This window comes from Opitutus terrae PB90-1, assembly GCF_000019965.1.
GTDB lineage: Bacteria > Verrucomicrobiota > Verrucomicrobiia > Opitutales > Opitutaceae > Opitutus > Opitutus terrae.
In genome coordinates this window covers 922557-944243 of the sequence record NC_010571.1, presented here as the reverse complement: position 1 = coordinate 944243, position 21687 = coordinate 922557, and the positions used below count along the sequence as shown (strand labels likewise).

20 protein-coding genes are annotated in these 21687 nt (G+C 67.1%); 12 read left to right on the top strand and 8 right to left on the bottom strand.

All coding sequences use genetic code 11. The annotated features are described in order from the left end of the window. Entirely contained in the window at positions 1-1089 is a 1089-nt protein-coding gene (locus tag OTER_RS03915; protein WP_237702436.1) for a sensor histidine kinase, read from the bottom strand. Between the two features lie 129 nt (positions 1090-1218). Beyond that, positions 1219-1674, bottom strand: a complete 456-nt coding sequence (locus tag OTER_RS23635) for a cysteine hydrolase family protein (protein ID WP_012373600.1) — start codon at positions 1672-1674, stop codon at positions 1219-1221. Between the two features lie 216 nt (positions 1675-1890). Between OTER_RS23635 and OTER_RS03905 the strand changes: the two genes are divergently transcribed. The 3 genes from OTER_RS03905 (at position 1891) to OTER_RS03890 (ending at position 6278) form a co-directional block, all read left to right on the top strand. Beyond that, on the top strand, positions 1891-2814 hold the full coding sequence (locus tag OTER_RS03905) for an NAD(P)/FAD-dependent oxidoreductase (protein WP_044892119.1): 924 nt from the start codon (positions 1891-1893) through the stop codon (positions 2812-2814). A 52-nt stretch (positions 2815-2866) separates the two neighbouring features. Then, positions 2867-5329, top strand: a complete 2463-nt coding sequence (locus OTER_RS23630) for a TonB-dependent receptor (protein ID WP_052300289.1) — start codon at positions 2867-2869, stop codon at positions 5327-5329. A gap of 82 nt (positions 5330-5411) precedes the next feature. Continuing rightward, positions 5412-6278, top strand: a complete 867-nt coding sequence (locus OTER_RS03890) for an AraC family transcriptional regulator (RefSeq protein WP_012373597.1) — start codon at positions 5412-5414, stop codon at positions 6276-6278. A gap of 209 nt (positions 6279-6487) precedes the next feature. Here OTER_RS03890 and OTER_RS03885 read toward each other — a convergent pair whose 3' ends face one another. Further along, a complete protein-coding gene (locus tag OTER_RS03885; RefSeq protein WP_148217997.1) occupies positions 6488-6775 on the bottom strand; it encodes a hypothetical protein in 288 nt (95 codons plus the stop codon). Between the two features lie 315 nt (positions 6776-7090). Between OTER_RS03885 and OTER_RS03880 the strand changes: the two genes are divergently transcribed. The 3 genes from OTER_RS03880 (at position 7091) to OTER_RS03870 (ending at position 10168) form a co-directional block, all read left to right on the top strand. Further along, complete coding sequence (locus OTER_RS03880; protein ID WP_012373595.1) at positions 7091-7912, top strand: MBL fold metallo-hydrolase; 822 nt, start codon at positions 7091-7093, stop codon at positions 7910-7912. A 459-nt stretch (positions 7913-8371) separates the two neighbouring features. Then, positions 8372-8758, top strand: a complete 387-nt coding sequence (locus tag OTER_RS03875) for a VOC family protein (RefSeq protein WP_012373594.1) — start codon at positions 8372-8374, stop codon at positions 8756-8758. 171 nt (positions 8759-8929) lie between these two features. Beyond that, a complete protein-coding gene (locus OTER_RS03870; RefSeq protein WP_425496015.1) occupies positions 8930-10168 on the top strand; it encodes an aminotransferase-like domain-containing protein in 1239 nt (412 codons plus the stop codon). 119 nt (positions 10169-10287) lie between these two features. Here the strand turns inward: OTER_RS03870 and OTER_RS03865 are convergent, their stop codons facing one another. Continuing rightward, positions 10288-10878, bottom strand: coding sequence for a TetR/AcrR family transcriptional regulator (locus OTER_RS03865; RefSeq protein ID WP_012373592.1), 591 nt, complete (start codon positions 10876-10878; stop codon positions 10288-10290). 101 nt (positions 10879-10979) lie between these two features. On the opposite strand from OTER_RS03865, the gene OTER_RS03860 reads away from it, so the two are divergent. From OTER_RS03860 to OTER_RS26090, 4 genes are all read left to right on the top strand, one after another. Then, the gene (locus OTER_RS03860) at positions 10980-11354 is read left to right on the top strand and encodes a hypothetical protein (protein ID WP_012373591.1); all 375 of its coding nucleotides are present in this window, start codon (positions 10980-10982) and stop codon (positions 11352-11354) included. Between the two features lie 153 nt (positions 11355-11507). Next, positions 11508-12143 carry a pyridoxamine 5'-phosphate oxidase family protein gene (locus OTER_RS03855; RefSeq protein WP_012373590.1) on the top strand — a complete coding sequence of 212 codons (636 nt, stop codon included), beginning with the start codon at positions 11508-11510 and terminating at the stop codon, positions 12141-12143. Positions 12144-12162: 19 nt separating this feature from the next. Next, positions 12163-12774, top strand: a complete 612-nt coding sequence (locus OTER_RS03850) for an NAD(P)-dependent oxidoreductase (RefSeq protein ID WP_012373589.1) — start codon at positions 12163-12165, stop codon at positions 12772-12774. A gap of 107 nt (positions 12775-12881) precedes the next feature. Further along, positions 12882-13046: a hypothetical protein gene (locus OTER_RS26090; RefSeq protein ID WP_012373588.1), complete on the top strand. Its 165-nt coding sequence runs from the start codon at positions 12882-12884 to the stop codon at positions 13044-13046. A gap of 50 nt (positions 13047-13096) precedes the next feature. On the opposite strand, the gene OTER_RS03845 is transcribed toward OTER_RS26090, so the two are convergent. Continuing rightward, positions 13097-15544: an ADOP family duplicated permease gene (locus OTER_RS03845; protein WP_158305352.1), complete on the bottom strand. Its 2448-nt coding sequence runs from the start codon at positions 15542-15544 to the stop codon at positions 13097-13099. A gap of 195 nt (positions 15545-15739) precedes the next feature. Between OTER_RS03845 and OTER_RS25660 the strand changes: the two genes are divergently transcribed. Then, entirely contained in the window at positions 15740-16129 is a 390-nt protein-coding gene (locus tag OTER_RS25660) for a hypothetical protein (protein ID WP_012373586.1), read from the top strand. A gap of 75 nt (positions 16130-16204) precedes the next feature. On the opposite strand, the gene gndA is transcribed toward OTER_RS25660, so the two are convergent. Further along, a complete protein-coding gene (gene gndA, locus OTER_RS03835; RefSeq protein WP_012373585.1) occupies positions 16205-17710 on the bottom strand; it encodes an NADP-dependent phosphogluconate dehydrogenase in 1506 nt (501 codons plus the stop codon). 414 nt (positions 17711-18124) lie between these two features. Continuing rightward, a complete protein-coding gene (locus tag OTER_RS03830) occupies positions 18125-18421 on the bottom strand; it encodes a hypothetical protein (protein WP_012373584.1) in 297 nt (98 codons plus the stop codon). A 463-nt stretch (positions 18422-18884) separates the two neighbouring features. Between OTER_RS03830 and OTER_RS03825 the strand changes: the two genes are divergently transcribed. Then, positions 18885-20057: an acyltransferase gene (locus tag OTER_RS03825; protein ID WP_012373583.1), complete on the top strand. Its 1173-nt coding sequence runs from the start codon at positions 18885-18887 to the stop codon at positions 20055-20057. 135 nt (positions 20058-20192) lie between these two features. Here the strand turns inward: OTER_RS03825 and OTER_RS03820 are convergent, their stop codons facing one another. Then, positions 20193-21632: an NADH-quinone oxidoreductase subunit N gene (locus OTER_RS03820; RefSeq protein ID WP_012373582.1), complete on the bottom strand. Its 1440-nt coding sequence runs from the start codon at positions 21630-21632 to the stop codon at positions 20193-20195. Between the last annotated feature and the right edge of the window lie 55 nt (positions 21633-21687).

The following is a 21687-nucleotide window of genomic DNA, read 5'->3' as shown; positions in this document are numbered from 1 at the left end:
TCAGCCCAGGGTGGTTGTAGACGAAGAGACGGAATCGGAAGGTGAAGCTGCCGGAAGAGTGAAGGTGAAGCACGACTCGCCGTCGCGCGTCGGTTCGTAACTGCAGGTCCCGCCCTCGGCGGCGATCAAGCGTTGCACGATGGCAAGACCCAGCCCGCGCGGCGCGCCAGGTTCATTCAGCCGATGGAAAGGCATGAAGAGTACGGGCCGCAGGCTGGGTGCCACCCGTCCGTGATCCTGCACCCAGAAGCGAAAACCCCCTGCGACCGGATTCCAACCGGCTTCGATCGGCGCGCCGGGGCTGCCGTGCTGGACGGCATTCGCGATCAACTCGCGCCAGACGACCTGCAGCCACGTCGAGTGACCGTGCACGGCCGGCCATTCCTGCGGATAGGTCAGCGGGGTGTGGGTGGCGAGCAACCGGCTTTCCAACTGCTGGAACGCGTTCCAGAACGGCACGCCCATGTCGACGCGCTGCGGCGGTTCGCGGGAGGCGATCGCCTTGGCGAGAAAGCTCATCCGCTCGATCAGTTTCACCAGCCCGTCGGCGGAATCCAGAATCGGCTGGGTGAGCGCGGCGTTGTCGGGATCCGATTCCATCAGGATCTCGTGCAGCATCTCCGTGGTCGTCATCACGCCGCCGAGCGGCGTGCGGAGATCGTGCGCGATCCGGCTGCCAAACGTGGCCACGTCGCCGCAGAGCTGCGCGTGTTCGCGCCGGCAGCGGTGCAACGCGAGCGCGCCGCGCATGGCGTGCGCGAGCACGGCGGGCGCCCACTCTTCCCGCGCCACGGCCAAAGTGCCGTCCGTCTCGGTGTCCGGCATCGCGCCGAGCACCAGCACCGCCCAGCGCGGCAGCGCGGCGTGGTCTTTCGCGGCCAGTGCTTCCCGCAGCGTCGCGGCATCGGGATCGCACAACGCCAGCAGCCCGGCCCCGTCCACCGCCGCGTCCGGCGGCACGTCGGCCAGGCGGGCGTACGATCGCACCGCCACGCCGTCGGCCAGCCGCCGCGTCGTCACGGCGAGCAGGTCCGCGCCGGCAGCGTCGGCGCCGATACAAAGGACCGATGTGGGAAGCAAGGAAGCCATCGGCAGGTTCATGCAGCTAAGGAGGTGATCCAACCATCGCAAATTTTTCTGCGTCCTCCGGCGGGCCCGCCGTCGGAACGGACGGGCGGAGGGGGGGCTGGTTCAGGCGCTTGTGGCCGGACGATTCGGTCAACCGGTGCCGAATTGCTCCTGGACGATCTTCAACGCGGCCTCGTGCAACCCGCTGGAACTCCAGCAGAGTTCGCGATCGACTTCGCAATCAATCCCGGCGTCGAACAGCGAGAAGACCACGCCCAGCACGCAGGCGTCGGTGTCCACGCCGCAGACCAATGCTTTTTGAATGCCCGCCGCCCGGATCTGCGCGATCTGCATCGGCCCGAGTCCGTAGCCTGGCTTCTCCAGCACGAGGTCCGCGTCGGTGGTCGGCAGCGTGAGCTCGGCGCCGGGGGTACCCGGCAGGCACGAGTTGCGACCGAGCTTGGTGCGGAAAAGCGAACCGGGCTCGTTGATGAACTTGGTGAAGACCCGCCGCGGAAACTCGCGGGAACGCGCCTCGATACGGCGCACGAGCTCGGGCGGCACCGGCAGATCCTGCTGCAGGTCAACGATGATAATGGCGTCCATGGGAAGCCGCCCGGCCGCGAAATCGGGGACGCGAAGCTGGGCGGCCGGTCATAGACCACCGGCATCGGGCAGGTTCCGATGCGGCAGTGAGTTTGGCGAACTTCGTCGCAACCGCCCTGTCCGTCGCGGCCATGCCTTGTCCTGTCCGAAAGCACGATGCTGCGATGCCAACAACGCGAGCGGTCCACCGCTGCGCCGCGATCACCGGGGGACATCGTGGCGACTGACTCAGGCGAGCTACACGACGTGTGCATCGTCGGGGCGGGGCCGGCGGGGTTGAACGCCGCGCTGATCCTGGGCCGATGCCGGCGCGACGTCGTGGTGATCGACTCCGGCAAACCCCGCAACGGGGCTTCGCGCGCGCTGCATGGGTTTCTGTCGCGCGACGGCACGCCGCCGTTGGAGTTGCGCGCACTCGGCCGGGCCGAGCTGGAGCCGTACCCGAGCGTGCAGCTCCGGCAAAACACGGCGGTCGTGGCGGCTCGGCGCGGCGAGAACCGGTTCGACCTCACGCTCGCCGACGGCAGCACGGTTGCCGCGCGGATCCTTTTGCTCGCCACTGGGCGGATCGACCTGGTGCCGGAGAAGCCGGGCTTCCGCGAATACTACGGGCTCGGGGTGTTTCATTGCCCATATTGCGACGGATGGGAACATCGCGACGAGACGCTGGTGGCCTACAGCTCGGGCGAAACGGGCCACGATCTTGCGCTCGATCTGCGGGTGTGGAGCCGTGACGTAGTCCTCTGCACCGACGGCCCCAGCGGACTCACTCCCGCGCAACTGCGGAAGCTGGCGCTGAACGGCGTGCGCGTGATCGAGGCGCCCGTCGTCGGCGCGCGCGGCGGCACCGGCGGCGTGATCGCGAGCATCGTGTTCGAGGGCCATCCGGAGCTGAGCTGCGGCGCGATTTTTTTCTCCAGCGATTGCCTGCAAAAGTCGCCGCTGGCGGAGGAGCTCGGCTGCGATCTGGACGACACGGGATCCGTGCGCTGCACGGGCCACGCCGCCACGCAGGTGCCCGGCCTCTACGTTGCGGGGAACGTGCGCGGTGGCGTGCACCTGGCGATCGTGGCCGCGGCGGAAGGCGCGGAGGCCGGCATGGCGATCAACAACGCCCTGCACGAAGCCGACCTCAAATAGCTGGGCGGCGCTCGACGCATCCATTCTCCGCGCCAATCGTTAAGCCAGCTCCATGCCTCGACCACCCCTTTTTCGCCGTTTCGCGGCCGCCGCCCTGCTCACGGCCAGCGCGATGGCGGGCAGTTTGGCGTTTGCCGGGGCGGCCGAATCTGAGCCGGTGGCGTTGTCGCCGCTGTTCGTCACCGCGAACCGCACCGCGGAAGCCGCGGAGCTCATGCCGTTTTCGAACGAGACGTTCACCAGCGAGGCGGTGCGCGGCTCTCCGAATGTGACGGTCGACGGACTGCTGCGCGAGATGCCGGGATTCAGCCTGTTTCGCCGCAGCGACAGTCTGGTGGCGAATCCCAGCACGCAAGGCGTGTCGCTGCGCGGACTGGGACCCAGCGGCGCGAGCCGGTCGTTGATTCTGCTCGATGGCGTGCCGCTGATCGATCCGTTCGGCGGCTGGGTGCTGTGGAGCAAGGTGCCGCGCGAGTCGCTTGCGCGGATCGAAATCGTTCCTGGCGCTGGCGGCACGGCGTGGGGCAACGCTGCGTTGGGCGGGGTGATCCAGTTGTTCACGGAGCCGGCGGTCGGTTCGCGGCAGCGGTTCGCTGCGCGCGCGGGCAGCTACCAAACGCTGGATCTCGAGGCGCAGTTCACCGAACCGGTCGGTGCGGGCACGCTGCAGCTGCTCGGCCGGATGCTCTCGACCGATGGCTACGAAACGGTGGCTGAAGAACAGCGCGGCCCGATCGACGTGCCGGCGAGCAGCCGCGCGCGCTGGGCGACGATGCGCTGGCGCCAGCCAGTGGGCGACGGCGTGACCGCCACGCTCACCGTGCGGCGGTTTGCCGAGAGCCGCGGCAACGGCACGCCTTACACGCGCAACACGTCGGACGAGACGTTCGCGTCGCTCGCGCTGGCGGGTCAGCCGAGCACGCGGTTTCAGTGGAACGCGACCGCGTATGGGCAGCAGCAGGATTTCACGAGCACGTTCAGCGCGGTGAATGCCACGCGCACAGCGGAAACGCCGGCGAGTCACCAGTTCGCCGTGCCGGCGGACACCGTGGGGCTCGCGTGGGTGGGCGAATGGGCGCACGACTCGGCGGCGCGATGGAACGACCGTGGCGACGAACTCGGCGGGGCGAATCGCGGACGTGGCACGGGCGTCCCGCCCGTAGGATTGGCGCAAGCGGGCATGAGCCGTGGCACGGGCGTCCCGCCCGTGGGGTTCGCGGGAACGAATTCGCCGGACCACGGCGCCGCCGCGGCGGGTGCCAGCGAAGTCGGTGCACGCGGCGGACGCGCCAGCGACGAGGCCCGCACGGTGTTCGGTTTTGATTTCCGCGATGTGCGCGGCGAAACGCGCGAAGACTCCGCGTATGTCGACGGCGCCTTTACGCGGCGGCGGTTTGCGGGCGGCCGGCAATCGATGGCGGGCGCGTTCGTGCTGCATCGCCGCGCGCTCGCTCCGGACGTGCGCGCCTCACTCGGGCTGCGCGCCGACGGCTGGCTCGAGACTGACGGGCATCGCCGGGATTTCTTGCGTGGCGAGCCGGCCGGCGACGTGGCCTTCGGCCGCCGCGACGGCCTCGAGCTGAGTCCCAGCGCCGGCGTGGCCTGGACGCCAAAGAGTAACCTAATGGGTTACTCTTTTATGCCACCGCACCTGGGAGAAAGTAACCCATTAGGTTACTCTTTGGCGGGGCGGGGGACGCGGGCGGTGCGGCTGCATGCGAGCGTGCAACAGGCGTTTCGCCGGCCGACGTTGAACGAGCTCTATCGCGCGTTTCGCGTAGGCAACGTGATCACCGACGGGAATCCCGCGCTGAGGACCGAGAACGTGACGAGCGGCGAAATCGGCGCGACGGTGACGGCAGGGCGCGCTCTCCCGACCGCGCCGCGATCGACGGACCGGCGGGACCAGGAGATTCCGCCCGTCAATCGAGGCAGGCTCACACTCGGCGTGACCGGATTCTGGAACGAGCTGCGCGATTCCGTCGCCAACGTCACGATCGCGAGCGGTCCGGTCACGCTGCCGGGCATCGGCTTTGTGCCGGCGGGCGGCGAGGCGCGGCGGAAACACAATCTCGACCGCACGCGGGTGCGTGGCGTGACGCTTGAAGCGGCATGGACGTTCACTGACGCGCTGCGTTTCGAGGCTGAGTATCTTTTCAACGATGCGCGCGTGACGCGCGCCGGCGTCGCGCCATGGCTGATCGGTCGCCGGCTCGCGCAAGTGCCGGAGCAAAGCGCGACCGCGGGCGTGAGCTGGCGGCGCGGGCGGTGGACGCTGTCGCCGCGGGTGCGCTGGATGGGGCAGCAGTTCGAGGACGACAACAATCGCCTGCCGCTTGCGGCGGCGACGGTGATCGACGTGGCGGTAAGCGCAACGTTGAGCCGCAGCGCCGAGGTGTTTGCTTCGGCCGAGAATCTTTTCGATCACCGGGTGGAGACGGGCCGGGCGGCGAGCGGGCTGGTCAGCGTGGGCACCCCGCGGCTGCTGCTGGTGGGCTTCCGGGTCTGGCGCTGAACGGGCGGGCGGCTTGCGCGCGACAAGTCCGCAAGATCTGCAATGCAATCGGGGTCAGCGATCTGGCACACTCGGTGGCGTCATGACAAGCGTTCGTCCCGCCACCGAGCAAGATTACCAGGAGCGCCTTCGGCGCGTGCTGCTGCACATCGATCAGCATCGCGCTGCACCGCTGTGCCTGGACGATCTCGCCGCCGTCGCGTGTCTGTCGCCGTTTCACTTCCACCGGATTTTTCGCGCGTATGTGGGCGAGCCGGTGGGGCGCTACGTACAGCGCATCCGGCTCGAAACCGCCGCGGTGCAGCTGCAGACCACGCAACGGAGCGTGACCGACATTGCGCTCGATGCGGGTTACGAGAGCGCGGCGGGATTCAGTCGCGCGTTCGAGGAACGTTTCGGCATGGCGCCCACGGAATGCCGCAAGACGCACCAGCTGTCGCTGCAGGTGCGCACGGCGAGCCTGCAACCCAGCCAACCCAACGCCATGATCGCTCCCGAAATTCGCGAGCGGCCCGACACCCGGGTCGCTTTTGTCCGGCATGTGGGTCCTTACGCCGCCGTCGGGGCGGCGTGGGCCAGGATTTGCGGATTTGCGGCCGCGCACCAGCTGTTCGGCCCGACTACCGCCATGATCGGCATCGGCTGGGACGACCCGAAACTCACCGCCGAGGACCGGATCCGCTATGATGCCTGCCTGACGGTGAACGAGAAATTCGTTCCCTCCCGCGAGGTGAGCGTGCAAACGATCCCCGGCGGCCGCTACGCGGTGTTCCTGCACGCCGGACCCTACCACCAGCTCATCACGACCTACGACGCGATCTTCCGCGACTGGCTGCCGCGCAGCGGCGAGCAGTTGCGCGAGCAACCGGCGTTCGAGCTTTACCTCAACTCGCCCGACCGCACGCCGCCGGCGGATCTGCGCACGGAAATCTGGGTGCCGCTGCAGTAGAAGCCCGGCGCGACGGCCCGCAACAGCCGGAGCCCGCCGTAGAAAACAATCCGATTGCTGCTGGTTCGCTCCAGACAGCCAGCGTCTAGATCGCGAACAGGTAAGCGACGCGTGGGAGTGGAAGGAACAGGAGAGCGGACGAATCTTTCCGGCCACGCCCGGCGCAAGAAAGCCGCTGCGCCGGGCGTGGCCGGGTTCATTTTTCAGCTTCAGCGCGCGAGCGGCCGGTCGACGTCGGCCCTCCGTGCACCAGTCATCTGCTCCTGCTGCGCATGCCTCTCGGGCACCGGCGGAGCGCGCACGAGCTCATCCCTGAGCGGCGCTGCCGGCTGAAAAAGGAAACGGATTTTGACCAGCCGCTCGCGAGACGCGGCCGAATCGACCCAGCTCCACGTTGGGAACCCGTAGCGGCTGCACGTGCGCATCTCGCCTTCGAACGCGCGGGTGGCCGGTTGGAGCATCCTGGCGGCGGCCGGCTTCGAGGTATCGGCCGGCATGCGACGCAGGAGCTTTGGATCGTGGCAGACCATGATGGATGAGGAATGCGCCGCGCATAGAGGCTGCGGGGAACGGCCACCATAGTCCGCGCCTCGCGGCCGCGGTAGCGGTGCGGGCCTGCAAGACGCGGTGGGGTTGCTGCTCCATGCGTCATCGGACGATCCCACAGCGCCGACAGGTATTTCCCGCGTGGGGGAGTGCCATCACCCCGGCGGGGCGGTGCCGGAACCCGCCGGATGGGGCGCGTCCGCGATCGGCATTATCTTGCGCAACCCCCGCGGCCGCCGATCTCCGGTCGGACCGCGCGAACTCTCATGCGTCCTTCCCCCACCTTTCACGTCGCCGGCGGCGTCGCCGGACTGCGCACCCTCATGGTGAACGTTTACTTCGTTGCGTCCGGCAGCGAGCCCGGGGTGTGGATGCTCGTGGATGGCGGCTTGCGCGGAGCCGGGCCGAGGATCCTGCGCGAGGCGGAGCGGCACTTCGGCACAGGCGTGCCGCCGCGCGCGATCGTGCTGACGCACGGACATTTCGACCACGTGGGCGGACTGCCGTGGTTGCTGCAGCGCTGGCAGGTGCCGGTGTTCGCGCATCCGAACGAGTTGCGGTTCGTCAACGGACAGCGGCCGTACGCGCCGGCTGATCCCTCCGTCGGCGGCGGAGTGATGACGCTGAGTTCACCGCTCTACCCGCGGCATCCGGCGAAGCTTCCAGTGGCGGTGCATGCGCTGCCGGAGCACGGCGCCGTGCCGGGGCTGCCCGAGTGGGAATGGATCGCCACGCCCGGGCACTCGCCGGGGCACGTGTCGTTGTGGCGCGCGCATGACCGGCTGCTGATCTCGGGCGACGCGGTGATCAGCACGCGGCAGGAGTCGGCGCTGGCGGTCTGGCGGCAGACGCGGGAGGTGCGGCCACCGCCGGCGTATTTCACGCATGACTGGCCGGCCGCGTATCGTTCGATGCTGCGGCTGCGGCAACTGAACCCCGCGGTGCTCGCGAGCGGACACGGCCAGCCGCTGAGCGGCGAATCATGGTTGCGCGAACTCGACCAGCTGCTCGCTGATTTTCCGCACCGCGGATTGCCACCGCGCGGACGGTACGTGCCGAGTGAGTGGACGGAGCGGGCAGTTGCGTGAACCCGGCGGCGGATCTCTGGAGCCGGCGACTGGCCGCGGCGCAAGGGCTCTTCTATTTTGTGAGCGGGCTCTGGCCCGTCGTGCACCTGCCGAGTTTCGTCGTCGTGACGGGCCCGAAGACGGATCTGTGGCTCGTGCAAACCGTGGGCGCGCTGCTCGCGGTGACGGGTGCCGTGCTGCTCCGGGTCACGCGACGCGCGCGGGTGACCAGCGAGTGGAAATTGCTGGCTGCGGGGCAGGCGGGCGTCCTCGCTTGCGTGGACATCGTGTTCGTCGCCCGCGATGTGATTGGTCCGATCTATCTGGCTGACGCCGCGGTGGAGATTGCGCTGATCGTGGCGTGGCTGCTCACGGCGTGGCGGGGCGCCGCAGCTGAACGGCACCGGCCGGTGTCGGCCGCTGGACGTTTCCGATCGTGTTTTGCCGGCAAGCAACCGAGACTCGGGTCCGCTTCTCCCCATGAAATTCGAGCATTTTGCCCTCAATGTTCCGGACGTGCGTGCGATGGCCGGCTGGTATGTCGAGCATCTGGGTTTCGCCATCGCGCGGTCCCGGGCGGATGCGCCGTTCACGCATTTCCTCAAGGACGAAACCGGCCGCGTGATCGTGGAGCTTTACACGAATCCGGCGGCAGCGATTCCCGACTATCGTGCGGCGCATCCGCTGTGCTTTCATATCGCGGTGGTGGCGGCCGATGCGCGAGCGGAACGCGCGCGACTGCAGAAAGCCGGAGCGACGTTCGAAGCGCAGGACCTCCTGCCCGATGGCTCGATCCTGTTCATGCTGCGAGATCCGTGGGGCGTGCCGCTGCAGCTGTGTCAGCGGGTGCAGCCGCTGGGAGGGTAGGGCGGCTTATCCGTAAGCCGCCTTCAGTTCGGTCGTGACGGCGCGTTAAGGATAACGCGCCCTACCGCACGCGACGAGGGCGTCGCGTCCCCAGCAAGGATGTTCGCAGACGTTTGGCGGCCGGCTCACTTTGTCAGCCGGCACCGGCACAGTCGATCGCGTGCGGTTCCGGTGCACCCAGAATCAGTTGGCCCTGATGGCTGGCGCGTGTCACGTTGGACCGCCATGTCCAATCCTCCCAGCCGCTTTGCGCGGCGGATGCAGCAGCTGCGTCCGTCGACCATTCGCGAAATTCTGAAGGTCACCGCCCAGCCGGAGGTGATCTCGTTTGCGGGTGGGTTGCCCGCGCCGGAGTTGTTTCCGGTCGAGGCGGTGAGTCGCGCGGCGCAGGCGGTGCTCGCGGACGGCGGCAGCAATGCGCTGCAATACAGCGAGAGCGAAGGCTACGGTCCGCTGCGCGAGTGGATCGCCACGGAGATGGCGCGGCGCGGCGTGCGGGCGAGCGCGCAGGACGTGCTGGTCACGACGGGCTCGCAGCAGGTGCTCGATCTCGCGGGCAAGGCGTTCCTCGATCCGGGTGATGTGGTGTTGACGGAAAACCCGACCTACCTCGCGGCGATCCAGGCGTTCCAGGCGATGGAGGCGCGATTCGTGCCGGTGCCGACGGATGCGATCGGCCTCGTTCCCGAGGAGATTCCGGCGCTGATCGCGCAGCACCGGCCGAAGTTCCTCTACACGATTCCCAACTTCCAGAATCCGACGGGCGTGACGCTGCCCGCCGACCGCCGCGAAAAACTAGCGCGGATCGCCGCCGAGCACGGGCTGACGATTCTTGAGGATGACCCTTACGGTCAGCTGCGCTACCGCGGCAGCGACGTGCCGCCGGTGAAACACTGGGACACGGCGGGGCGGGTGCTTTACGCGAGCACGTTCTCGAAGATCATCGCGCCGGGGCTGCGGACGGGCTGGGTCGTGGCGCCGCACGAGGTGTTTCTGAAGCTGCTCATGTTGAAACAAGCCTCGGATCTGCACACCTCGAGCTTTGATCAGCGGGTCGCGCACGTGTATTTGACCAGCGGCGACCCGATGGCGCACGTGGCGAAGATCCGCGCGGCTTACGGCGAGCGGTTCGGCGTGATGGATGCCGCGCTGCGCGAGGAGATGCCGAAAGGCTTTTCCTGGACGCATCCGGAAGGCGGCATGTTTCTGTGGATCACCGGACCGAAGGAACTCGACGCGCTGGCGCTCCTGGAGAAAGCCGTGCAGCGCAAGGTGGCGTTCGTGCCCGGCCGCGACTTCTTCCCCGGAGATGCCGGCAGGAACTATCTGCGGCTGAATTTCTCCAACTCCACGCCCGAGCGAATTCGCGAAGGTGTTCACCGGCTCGCGGCGTTGTGTCGCGAACGGTGAGCGGCCGATCGGCGATCCGCATGGGATCGCCGCGTAGTGACGGCGTCGGATCGATCGAGCTCTGACTCGCGGCGCAAAGCCGCTCTTACGGGCCGAGCGAAGCGGCGGTGAGCGGCGGCTCAGCGCTCGGCAGCCTTGATCAGCTCGAAGGCCGCGGTGCGCGCCGCCTCGATGCTCGCGGGATCGCCCTCCGTGTGCGCGATCGCGATCGCGCCTTCCAGCAGCAGCTGAATCTGCTGCGCCAGCGCCGCGGCGCCGGGCAACTTCATCTCGCTTAGCAGCTGCTCGAGCCGGGCGCGGCTCGCCTGCTTGTGCTTCCGGACGGCCTGATGCACCGGCGATTTGAGCTCGGGATACTCACCGACCGCGCGCATGAAGGCACAGCCGTTGAACTGCCGGTCGGCGAACCACTCGGCGTGCCAGTCGAACAATGCCTGCAGCCGCTTGCGCGGCGATGAGCCGGCGGCCTGCATGGCGGCGGCCAGTGCCCCGCCGATCGCCTGCGAGCGGCGCTCCAGCGCGGCAACGATCAGCTCCTCCTTCGAGGCGAAGTGATGATAGAGCGTCATCTTCGCGAGCTCCGCCTCGGCCAGGATCGTATCGATGCCGGTCGCGTGATAGCCCTGCCGGTAGAACAGCCGGTTCGCGACATCGAGCAGCCGATCGCGTTTGGGCGTGCTGGCTGGAGCCGGGGAAGCGGTTGATGACATGAAAAGACGCTACGGCATCGCACGGCTCCAGCAAGCAATTAGACAGAATGGTCTAGTTGCGGCTTGCGTCCGGTTAGACAGATCGGTCTAGTACGCGCGCCATGAAAAACGCCATCATCATCCTCAGTGATCCCCGGGCCGGCTCGGACGAGGCGACGTCGCGCCTGCTCAACGCGCTCGCGTTCGCCGACGAGTGCCAGCGCAATGCCGACGAGCTCGAGATCGTCTTTGCCGGCACCGGCACGCGCTGGCCGCAGGAACTCGCGAAACCCACCCATCCGGCGCACACGCGCTACAGCGCGCTCCGCGAACACGTCCGCGGCGCGTCGCGCAGTTGTGCCGTCCGGAATGACGCGGTCCCCGGACTCGAGGCTGTGGGCGTTCCGCTGATCGCCGACAACCTGGTGCCGGGTTCCCAAGGCGTCGCGAGCCTGCGTCGCTACGTGGCCGATGGCTGGCACGTGACCACGTTCTAGCCGCGACAAGGTCGCTCCGCCGCAGGCGGACGGAAACTTCGGACTGGGCTTCATTTCTGTTCATGAAATTTCCGGGCTAACCGGTTTCCATAAACCGAAGCCGCGACGAAACCACGCCCAGCGTTCAAGACCTCCCGTCGATCGACACCACCCATGCGCCGCGAATTTCTTCGCACCCTGGCGACGCCCACGGTTCAGGCCGCGCAGGCGCGTTACTACGGGACCAGCCGTGTTCCTGCGCCGGGACCCGTGACGCAGTCGCTCGGCTCCGAGGAGCAGGCCTTCATCGCCGCTCGTGACAGTTTTTATCTCGCGACCGTGAGCGAGAATGGCTGGCCGTACGTGCAGCACCGCGGCGGACCGAAGGGGTTTTTGCGGGTGGTGGGACCGGCGCAGCTCGCGTTCGCCGACTACAACGGGAACCGTCAGCTGCTCACGACGGGAAACGTGCAGGCGCACCGGCGCGTTGCGCTCTTCCTGATGGACTACGCGGCGCGCGAGCGGTTGAAGATTCTCGGCCACGCGCGGGTGTTACCGGCGACCGAGGCGGGCGAGTGGATCCCGCAACTCGCCGTGCCGCCACGAACGGTGGTCGAGCGCGTGTTCCTGATCGACGTCGTGGGGTTCGATTGGAACTGCCCGAAGTACATCACCCCCCGATTCACCGCCGAGGAAGTCACCGCGATGACTGCGCCGCTGCGCGAACGAATCGCCGAACTCGAACGCGCGCTCGCGGAACGCCGGAGCGCGCAGGGCTCGGTCGTAGCGGCGCGTTTGCCCGAAACCTGAAGCACCACTCTCTTCCTTTATGAAAATCGCCATTCTCGGAGCCACCGGACGGGTGGGCTCACATCTCCTGGCCGAGGCGCTGTCCCGCGGCCACACTGTCACCGGGCTCGCGCGTCATCCGGAAGCATTGGCGGCGCAGCCGCGATTGCGCGCCCAGCGTGTCGATGCGAACGAGCCGGAGCAGCTCGCCGCGGCGACCGCCGGGCACGAGGCGTTGTTGAGCGCGGTGCATTTCACCGACCTGAAGGCGTCGACGCTGCTGTCCGCCGTCAAGCGTTCGGCCGTGCCGCGGCTGCTCGTTGTCGGAGGCGCGGGCAGCTTGGAGGTGGCGCCGGGGGAAAGCCTCGTCGACACGCCCGAGTTTCCGGCGGACTACAAGGCGGAGGCGCTCGCCGCGCGGGATTTTCTGCAGGAGTTGCGGAAGGAGACAGACGTCGATTGGACCTTCCTTTCTCCCTCGGCGTTTCTGCACGACGGTCCGCGCACCGGGAAATTTCGCCTGGGTGACGATACGTTGCTGGTGGACGCGCAGGGCCAGAGCGCCATCAGCATCGCCGACTACGCGATCGCGTTGATCGATGAGCTGGAGCGGCCGCGACACAGCCGGAGGCGATTCACGGTCGGATACTGAGCGGCGATGCAGCGGCACCGCTGAGGTCGGTAGGGTGACCGGTCACGAAACCGGATAACACGGATTTGGCGTGTGACGCCCTGCAGCTCGCGCTAGAACCGGCGCCGATGAACAAGCTATGCACGCTCGGCGGCGCGGTGGTGGGAGGTTACGCGGGCTGGTTTTTGGCCGAGGCGCTTGGCGCTGGGTTCTGGGTGATGTTCTGCGTCAGCAGCGTCGGCAGTTTGGTCGGCGTCTATCTTGGCTGGAAGGTTGCGCGGCGGTTCGAATAAGCCGGTTGAGCTGAACTTCGCCGGAGCGCGCGAGGCACTCGCCTTCCAATTCATTCCGCGCGCAGCAGGCGCGCGACATCCGCACGGGCCGCACGCCGAGCGGGGAGCCAGCAGCCGAGCGCGGCGGCGGCGAGCAGGAGCAGCGCGACGGCAGCGTAGACGAGCGGATCGAGCGGACTGGTTTCGTAAAGGAGGCTCTGGAGAAAACGCGTCAGGGCCCACGCGGTGGAGCAGCCGATGAGCACCCCGATCGAGGCGAGCACCAGCCCGCGTCGCAGCACCAGCCGCGAGAGGTCCGATGGCAACGCCCCGAGTGCCAGCCGGACACCGAACTCTCCCATCCGCTGCGCGACGGCATACGCCATCACCGCGAACAGCCCGGCCGTGGCGAGCGCCAGCGCGAGGGCGGACAAGACCTGCATGACCCGCAGGACGTAGCGTTCCTGGGCCAGCTGGCTGTTGGCCGCTTCGTCGAGCGACGTGATCATCAACGTCGCGATCAGGGGATCGACGACGAACACCGCCCGCCGGACGGCGTCGTCAAAGGCCGTATCGCGCGGCCCGCCGAGCCCGAAGACTACGGTAACGGCAAACGTGGACGGCATCTGCCAGTAGGGATAGTAGAGCTGCGGAGAGGGAGAAGCGTGGACGCGGCCCCGCACGTCGGCCACCACGCCGACCACCCGCCACGGCGCTTGCTTTTGTTGGCCTGGCATGACGACGAGCGAACGTCCGAGCGGATCCTCGGCACCGAAGAACCCGCGCGCCATCGCCTCGTTGATCACGACCACGCGTTCTCCGCTCGGCCGAGCATCGTCGAACCACTCGCCCCGAACGAGCACCAGGCCCAGCGTGCGTAGAAATCCTGGCGAGACGGGATTCACGTTCGCCTGGTAGGCCGAGCCATCCGGCTTGGCCAGCGGCCACGATATCGCGCCGCTGAAGGGAGGGACGCCGGTGGTCACCGCGACGGTCTGCACGCCCCGGATCGTGCGCAACTGTTCCTCGAGTCGCCGCGTGAGTTCGAGTTGAGCCTCGGCGGAACGGTAGCTTCCGTCCGGCAGCTTGAGCCACACCGAGACCTTGTTGGTGAGGTCGAGACCTCGGTCGATGTGCTGGAGGTGGACGACGCTGCGGACCATCAAACCGGCGCCGATCAGGAGCGCCATCGCCAGCGCCGCCTCGACGACCACGAGGCCGCCGCGAACGCGGCGAAGACGCCGGCTTTCGCCCAACGCCTGGGCGGTGTCCTTGAGCCCCTCGGAGACGTTGGCGTGCAGCACCTGCCAGCCGGGCGCCAGGGAAACGAGCACGCTCGTGACGAGCGATAGCGCGGCGGCGAAGGCGAGCGCCCGCCAATCCAGCTGCCAAACTGCGCCGTCGGCAGCTGCGGCGCTGGAAGCGAGTCTTTCCAGCGCGGGCAGGCCCCAGATCGCGGCCAGGCCGCCGCCCGCGCCGCCGAGCAGCACGAGAGCGAGGTTCTCGGCGAGAACCGAGCGAAGCAATTGGCTCCGGCTGCATCCGATCGCGAGCCGGACGCTAAGCTCCCGGCGCCGGCCATGGACGCGGGCGAGCATGAGGCTGGTGGCGTTGGTGCACGCGATCGCATAGAGGAATGCGACGGCCGCGAGCAGCGCTCCGTGCATCGCGAAGGGCGACTGCTGATGAGTCCACTCGGTCAGCGGCATCAGTTTGGGTTTCTGTTCGGCGAGCTGTCGGGCCGCCGAGCCGCTCACCGGCACCTGGATGCCGGCCAGTTCCGCGGCGGCCTGCGCGGAGGTGGCGCCGGGCTGCAGCCGACCCACAACGTAAACCACCTTTCCGGCAAACGGCGCCGCGGGATTCGGGGCGCTCGCGAGTGGGCGATAGAGGTCTGCGGCCGTACCAAGCGGCGGTCGGAAATCCGGTGGCAACACGCCGACAACCTCGCACGATTCGCCGCCCACCAGCACAACCCGCCCGATCGCGGTCGGAGCGGCACCGAGTTTGTCCCGCCAGAAGCGGTGACTTAGCACGATGACGCGCCCGGCGCCGGGCTGGTCCTCACCGGGCAAGAACAGGCGGCCGAGCAGCGGCAACGTACCGAGCGTGTCGAAGTAGTCGGCCGAGATGCCGGCGGTGATCCCTCCGGCGGGTGCATTTCCCACTACGACGTTCGACCAGCTGTGCTCGAAGGCCGCGAGGGAGCGGAAGGACTTGGCATTTTCGCGATAGCTGGCGAGCTGCACCGGTAGGAGATGGGGGATGAAGGCGTGGCGCGGGGTGGTGCGGCCCACGACGAACAGTTCGTCCGCGGCCGGGTAGGGCAGGGGTCGAAACAAGGCGCGGTCGGCCACGCTGAAGATCGCCGTGGCGGCGCCGATGCCGAGCGCGAGCGTAAGGACGACCGCGAGCGTGTAGCCGGGGGATTTTGCCAGCGAGCGAAGGACGAAGCGGAAGTCCTGAGCGAGTGCGGCCACAGGCAGCCACGACGGCCGTTTGCGAGCGAGGCGAGGCACGGAGGTGGACATAGGCGACCGGGACCTGGCGCACGGATCGACAGCGATTGCCGGATGTTTTGGGCAGCTGGCGGAGCGGCTGCGCCGCGGCGGTGTATTTTGTTTACAAAAACCCGGAGAGAGCGCCAGCGCGAAACTGGGGCAGAGGCGCAGCGGCCGTATTCCGTTTTCTGACATGCACGAGACGCCCGTGTCATGTGGTCCCGGCGGTTCGTCCTGCCGGAACTGGAGCATCCGCCCGCGGATTTGGCGAAAGCGCGAAGGAGCACAGCTGGAAGCGGCCCGGACGGCCGCGCTCCCACGCACGCGTCGGCTGGCGCGAGCAGAGACGCTGGGCCGGAACGTCACGCCGCATTCGTCACGCTGGTCGGTGACGAGTGGGAGCGCGCGTTGGGCGTATATGGCGCGGCGCAGCGGACGGTGACGTTCACCCGCCAGCCGGATTCGACGCACAGCCACTATCTCGCCCGCGACGTCTCCGTATCGGAAGGCAGCAGCTGGAACGACGGCCGCAATTTCAGCGACCGCGAAAGCATGCTGGCGTGGGCCGGCACGATCACGAACCTGCTGCCGCCCGATTTATGAGCAAAAGATGAGCCCGCCAAATCGGCGGGCTCCACCTGAAGACAGACAGCTCTGAAAGCAGACTGCCGGTGTGGCTCAGACCTCGAGCTGCGGGCGACCCTTTTCGGGCCAGTCGACGTGGAAGAACTTCCCGCGCGGCTGGTCGACCCGCTCGTAGGTGTGCGCGCCGAAATAGTCGCGCTGCGCCTGCAGCAAGTTCGCCGGCAGCCGGGCCGAACGATAGCTGTCGTAATAGGCCAGCGCGGACGCGAACGTCGGCGCGGGCACGCCACACTCGGCGGCGAGCGACACGACCTTGCGCCAGTTCTCCTGCGCGTTCTTCACCGTCTTGTTGAAATACGGGTCGAGGAGCAGATTCGCGAGGTCCGGCTTCCGTGCATACGCCTCGGTGATCTTTTGGAGGAACACCGCGCGAATGATGCAACCACCGCGCCAGATCTGCGCGATTTCACCGAAGTTGAGCTTCCAATTGTACTCTTTCTGCGCGGTGCGCATGAGCTGGAAGCCCTGCGCGTAGGAGCAGATCTTGGAGCAGTAGAGCGCGTCGTGGATCGCCGCGATCAGCGCTTTCTTCGAGCCGCGATATTTCTTGCCCGGGCCTTTCAGGATCTTCGAAGCGGCGACGCGCTCGTCCTTGATGGCGGAGATGCAGCGGGCGAACACCGACTCGGCGATCGTCGGGGCGGGGACGCCCATGTCGAGCGCACTGACCGAGGTCCACTTGCCCGTGCCCTTCTGACCGGCGGTGTCGAGGACGACGTCGACGAACGCCTTCCGCTTCGTCGCCGGATCCTTCTGCTTCAAAATGTCGGCCGTAATTTCGATCAGGAAGCTGCCCAGCATGCCCTGATTCCATTCAGAGAAGATCTCGCCCATCTCGGCGGCCTTCAGTCCGAGCAATCCGGACATCAGCGCGTAGGCCTCACAGATCATCTGCATGTCGCCATATTCGATGCCGTTGTGGCACATCTTCACGTAGTGCCCGGCGCCGTTCTCGCCGATGTAGGCGGTGCACGGAACGCCGCCTTCGATCGGCTTGCCGGGGGCCGCGCCGGAGAGCTGGGCGCCGGTCTTCGCGTCGACCTTCGCGGCGATCGCTTTCCAGACCGGCTCGAGCTCCTTGTAGGCGGCGCGGTCGCCACCCGGCATCAGTGCGGGGCCGAAGCGCGCGCCTTCCTCGCCGCCGGATACGCCGGAGCCGATGAAGCGGAGGCCCTTTTCCTTGAGCGCTTTTTCGCGGCGGATCGTGTCGGTCCACTGCGCGTTGCCGCCGTCGACGATGATGTCGTTTTGCTCGAGCAGCGGCACCAGGCTGTCGATGACGGCGTCGGTGCCCTTGCCGGCCTGGACCATGATGACGATCTTGCGCGGCTTCGCGAGCGACTGGACGAACTCCTCGAGCGTTGCTTTGCCGATCACGCCGCCGGGCGTGTTCGGGTTTTCCGCGACGAACCTCTCCATCTTTTCCGTCGTGCGGTTGTAGACCGTGATCTGGAAACCGTGGTCGGCGATATTGAGCGCGAGGTTCTGACCCATGACCGCGAGGCCGATGAGTCCGATGTCAGAGTGGGTTTTGGGCATGGGGAAAAGTCTAGAGCTGAGAGTCGAGAGCGGAGAGCCCGGACAAGTTGAGAGTTGAGGGATGAGAGTTGAGAGCGTGTGGCGCGCGGGCGCGGAGCGGGATGATGTAGACGGGGATCGAGGCAAAAACGAACCCGTTTTTGGCGCCATGTCACATTTGGTCTCATTGTTGGACGGGCGTGGGGGGCGCCTCGGTGCCGAGTGGTGGCGCTGCCTTTGGGGTCGGTTATCGGAGACGCGGGGCGGCCTCAACCGGCAGACGCGGAATGAGGCAAGGGGGGGAGCACGCCGGCAGACATCTGGCCGTTGCGATGGGTGGGTCCAGCCCGGCTGTCCGAGCACGCCAGACCCCCGCAAACCGTGAGCTCGGGACCCAGAACCCGGTGCCTCGCGACCGGTTGGGCGGCCCGGCCGCTACTTACCGGGGTGGGTGGTTTTCGAAGGGAAGAACTCAGCGAGTTTGGCGACGATGGGCGTGGCCCAAGCCGGCTCGTTGCGCTCGTAGATCCAGTTGAACCCGATCAAGGTGAACACCACCGCGGCGATGATCACCACAATGATCTTGTTTGCCTTGGCGAACATGCGCGCCGCCACGACCACGGCCACGACCGCAAGAACGGCGATGCCGACCTTCAGCCAGAAGGCAGGCGGGATCTTCTGCAGTTTCTCAAGGGTTGCAGGATGTGCGGCGGCAAGCGGAAGCCAGGGCATAGCGGAATCGCGCTAATCGGATGTTCTGGGCACGGATTTAGCGCAAGCTCCGTTCCGAGCGGTAGATCACACGGAATTCACGTTGACGCGCCTTCGAGGGGGGCGTCCCGGCGCCGAAGTCGGCAGCGGATTCTTGGCAGGCCCGGCCTCGCTTCCGGCCGAGCGGCCATGCCAGGCCGCTGCAGGAACGTCTCCCTGACGCGGTTGAGTTCAACCCGGTCGGCCTTGTTCGGGCTTGGGCCCGGCAAGGCGCAACTCGGGGCTGCGCGACGGCCCACAGGTGCTGGGCACGTTGCTTGGCTGCGGTATTCCGTTCGCGGCAGGTTTTTAGCCGAGTGTGGAGTCCCGGCGCCACCGGCCAAGTCGTACTCGTCTTGGCGGTTAGGGGCGTATTACGAGTCTGGTTATGATCAGAGGATCTTCGGTTGATGCGGTCGTAACCGAGGGAACTGGGCGAGCGGCCATGCCTCGGAACGACTCGCCACGCCCGGGTGACGCCTCGACGTCGCAGCGCGAATACGGGCTCGACTGGCTGCGGGTGTGCGCCTTCGGACTCCTGATCCTCTATCACTCGGGGATGGCCTATGTCTCCTGGCCATGGACCATCAACGACCCGCAGCACAGTCAGGCGCTCGAGACGGTGATGCTCTTTTTCAATCGCTGGCGGCTGCCCCTGATCTTCCTGATCTCCGGGGCGGGCGTCGCGTTCTCGCTTCGCCGCCGCTCGCTGGGGCAGTTCGCGGGCGAGCGGCTGCGCCGGCTGCTGATTCCGTTCGTTTTCGCGATGCTCGTGACGCTCCCGCCGCAGAGCTATATCGTGTGGCGGACTCACGGCTCGAACCTCTCCTACATCGAGTTCTACCCGCAACTGTTCAGGTATGGGCCGCATCCCCACCACATGTGGTTCGTCGCCTACATTCTCGTGTATTCGCTCGTCGGGATCCCGTTGTTCACGGCCCTACGCAGTGATGCGGGCCGGCGCCTGCTTGACACCCTCGTTAACCGGCTCGAGCAATGGCCGCCGCTCCTCTATCTGCTGAGTGTCCCGGCGATCTGTGTAGGCCTGTTTCTCGAGCCGCGCTGGCCCGTCACGCTGACGCTCTTCAACGACTGGGCGAACTTCTGCCACGGCCTGATCTATTTCCTGCTCGGATTCCTGATCGCTTCCGAACGTCGCTTTCTGGATCTGGTCACGCGCCGCCGTCTCGAGCTGCTGCTCGTCGGCCTGGCGTGCGCCACCGCCTACTATGCCGCGATTGGCACCCGGTTCACGGACGGCTGGCCCGCTGCCGCCCGGGCGTTGTTCGGCGCCGCGGTCGGGGGCGTCTACCTGCCGACGGGCCTGCTCACGCTGGGCATGGTCCTGGCCGTGCTCGGGTTCGCCCGCGCGCATGTGCACCGCGGCGGGCCTTGGCTCAGCTATGCCAATGAGGCCGTGTATCCGTTCTACATCATCCACCAGACGATCACCGTCGCGGTCGTATACGCGATGCTGCCGCTCACGATCGGCGTTTGGCCAAAATTCGCAGTCGCCGCCACCGCGACGTTTGTCGGGAGCTGGTTGGTCTTCGAGGGAGTGCGCCGCGTGCGGTTGCTGCGCCCCTTGTTCGGGCTCAAGAAGCTGCGCGCCAAGTAAACTCAGGCGGAAGCTCTAGCCCGGCGGCGAGGATCGCCGCCGGCGCGTGCAATCCGTGGTGGGTTGGTTTGCCGGCCATTTCCTCGCGCGAAAGTCAGCCCGGCGGGGACGCCGGGTTCCTCCACCCGATTGCGGCTACGAGGAGACGGTCGAGATGGTCGCGAGCGAGTTCGTGATCGCGTCGATCGTGAAGGCGGGCGCGACACCGAGCAGCGTGATCGCGACGATCAGCAACACGCAGAGGGCGGACATTGACGGCGTGAGCGCGATCGGCGCGGGCTGGGCGTCGGATTCGGCGAAGAACGCGGCGCGGACGATCTGGAGATAGTAGTAGATCGCGATCGCGGAGTTGATCACGGTCAGCACCACCAGTGCGGTGTGGCCGGCCTGCCAGGCGGACGTGAGCAGGTTCAGCTTGGCCATGAACCCGACGAACGGCGGGACGCCGGCCAACGCGAATACACCAACAATCAGCGTGACGGCGAGCAGCGGCGAGCGTTTGTGCAGCCCGGCGAGCTCGGTGATCGCGACATTGGCGCCGTCGCGCGAGACCTGACAGACGACGACGAAGCAGGCCAGGACCATCAGCATGTAGCCAGCGATGTAGTAGAGCGCGGAGGCGAAACCGAAGTTGTCCATCGCCACGAACCCGACCATCACGTAGCCGGCGTGCGCGATGCCGGAGAAACCGAGCAGCCGCTTGAGGTCGGTTTGGACCAGCGCGATCAGGTTGCCGTAAACCATCGACGCGATCGCGAGGCAGGTGAGCAGCGTGGCGAGCGTTTCGTGGCCGGGTGCGGCGAGCGAGACGAACCGGACGAGCACGGCAACCGCGCCGAGCTTCGGCAGCGAGGCGATCAGGCTGGCGGTTTCGTTGGAGGAGCCCTGGTAAACGTCAGGCGTCCAGAAATGAAACGGGAAGACGGCGAGTTTGTAGAGGAAGCCGGCGAGCGTGAGCGCGAGCCCGGTGACCGCCAGCGGCGAGCTGAGCAGCGGCGGAAGCTTTTCGAGGATTACGGGCAGCGAGGTCGAGCCGGTCAGGCCGTAGAGATAGCCGAAGCCGAAGAACATCACGCCGTTCGCGGCGATGCCGAACATGATGTATTTGATCGCCGACTCCATCTGCACGCGCTGGCCCTCGCGCTCGCGGCGCATGGCGACCATCAGGTAGAGCGGGAAGGACGAGAGCTCGAGCGCGATGATCAGCGTGATCACGTCAATGCTGCTGACCAGCGCGAGCAGTCCGGTCATGCTCAGTGCGAGGAAGAGGAAGTATTCGGGCTTGGCCTCGCCGCGAATGTCGCGGAGTTGTCCGCTCAGGATGCCGACGCAGAGATAGCCGAAGGCGATCGCGATTTTCAGGAGCTGCGAAAAGGCGTCGACGCGATACGCGCCGCTGAAGAGGACCGCGGAGTGATTGACCGTGGCGAGGGCAGCGACCAGCACGCCCGAGGCGGTGGCGACGGAGAGGATCCGCGCGAGCCGGACGTTGTTTTGGCCGAGCGTGACGACGAACAGCGCCAGCGCGCCGGCGAGGAGCACGAGCTCAGGCAGAAAAGAGACGAAGGAGGTCATGACTGACGGAAAGCTTCTTGCTCAAACCGGTTCGACAGGAGGACGCAGAGGGAGC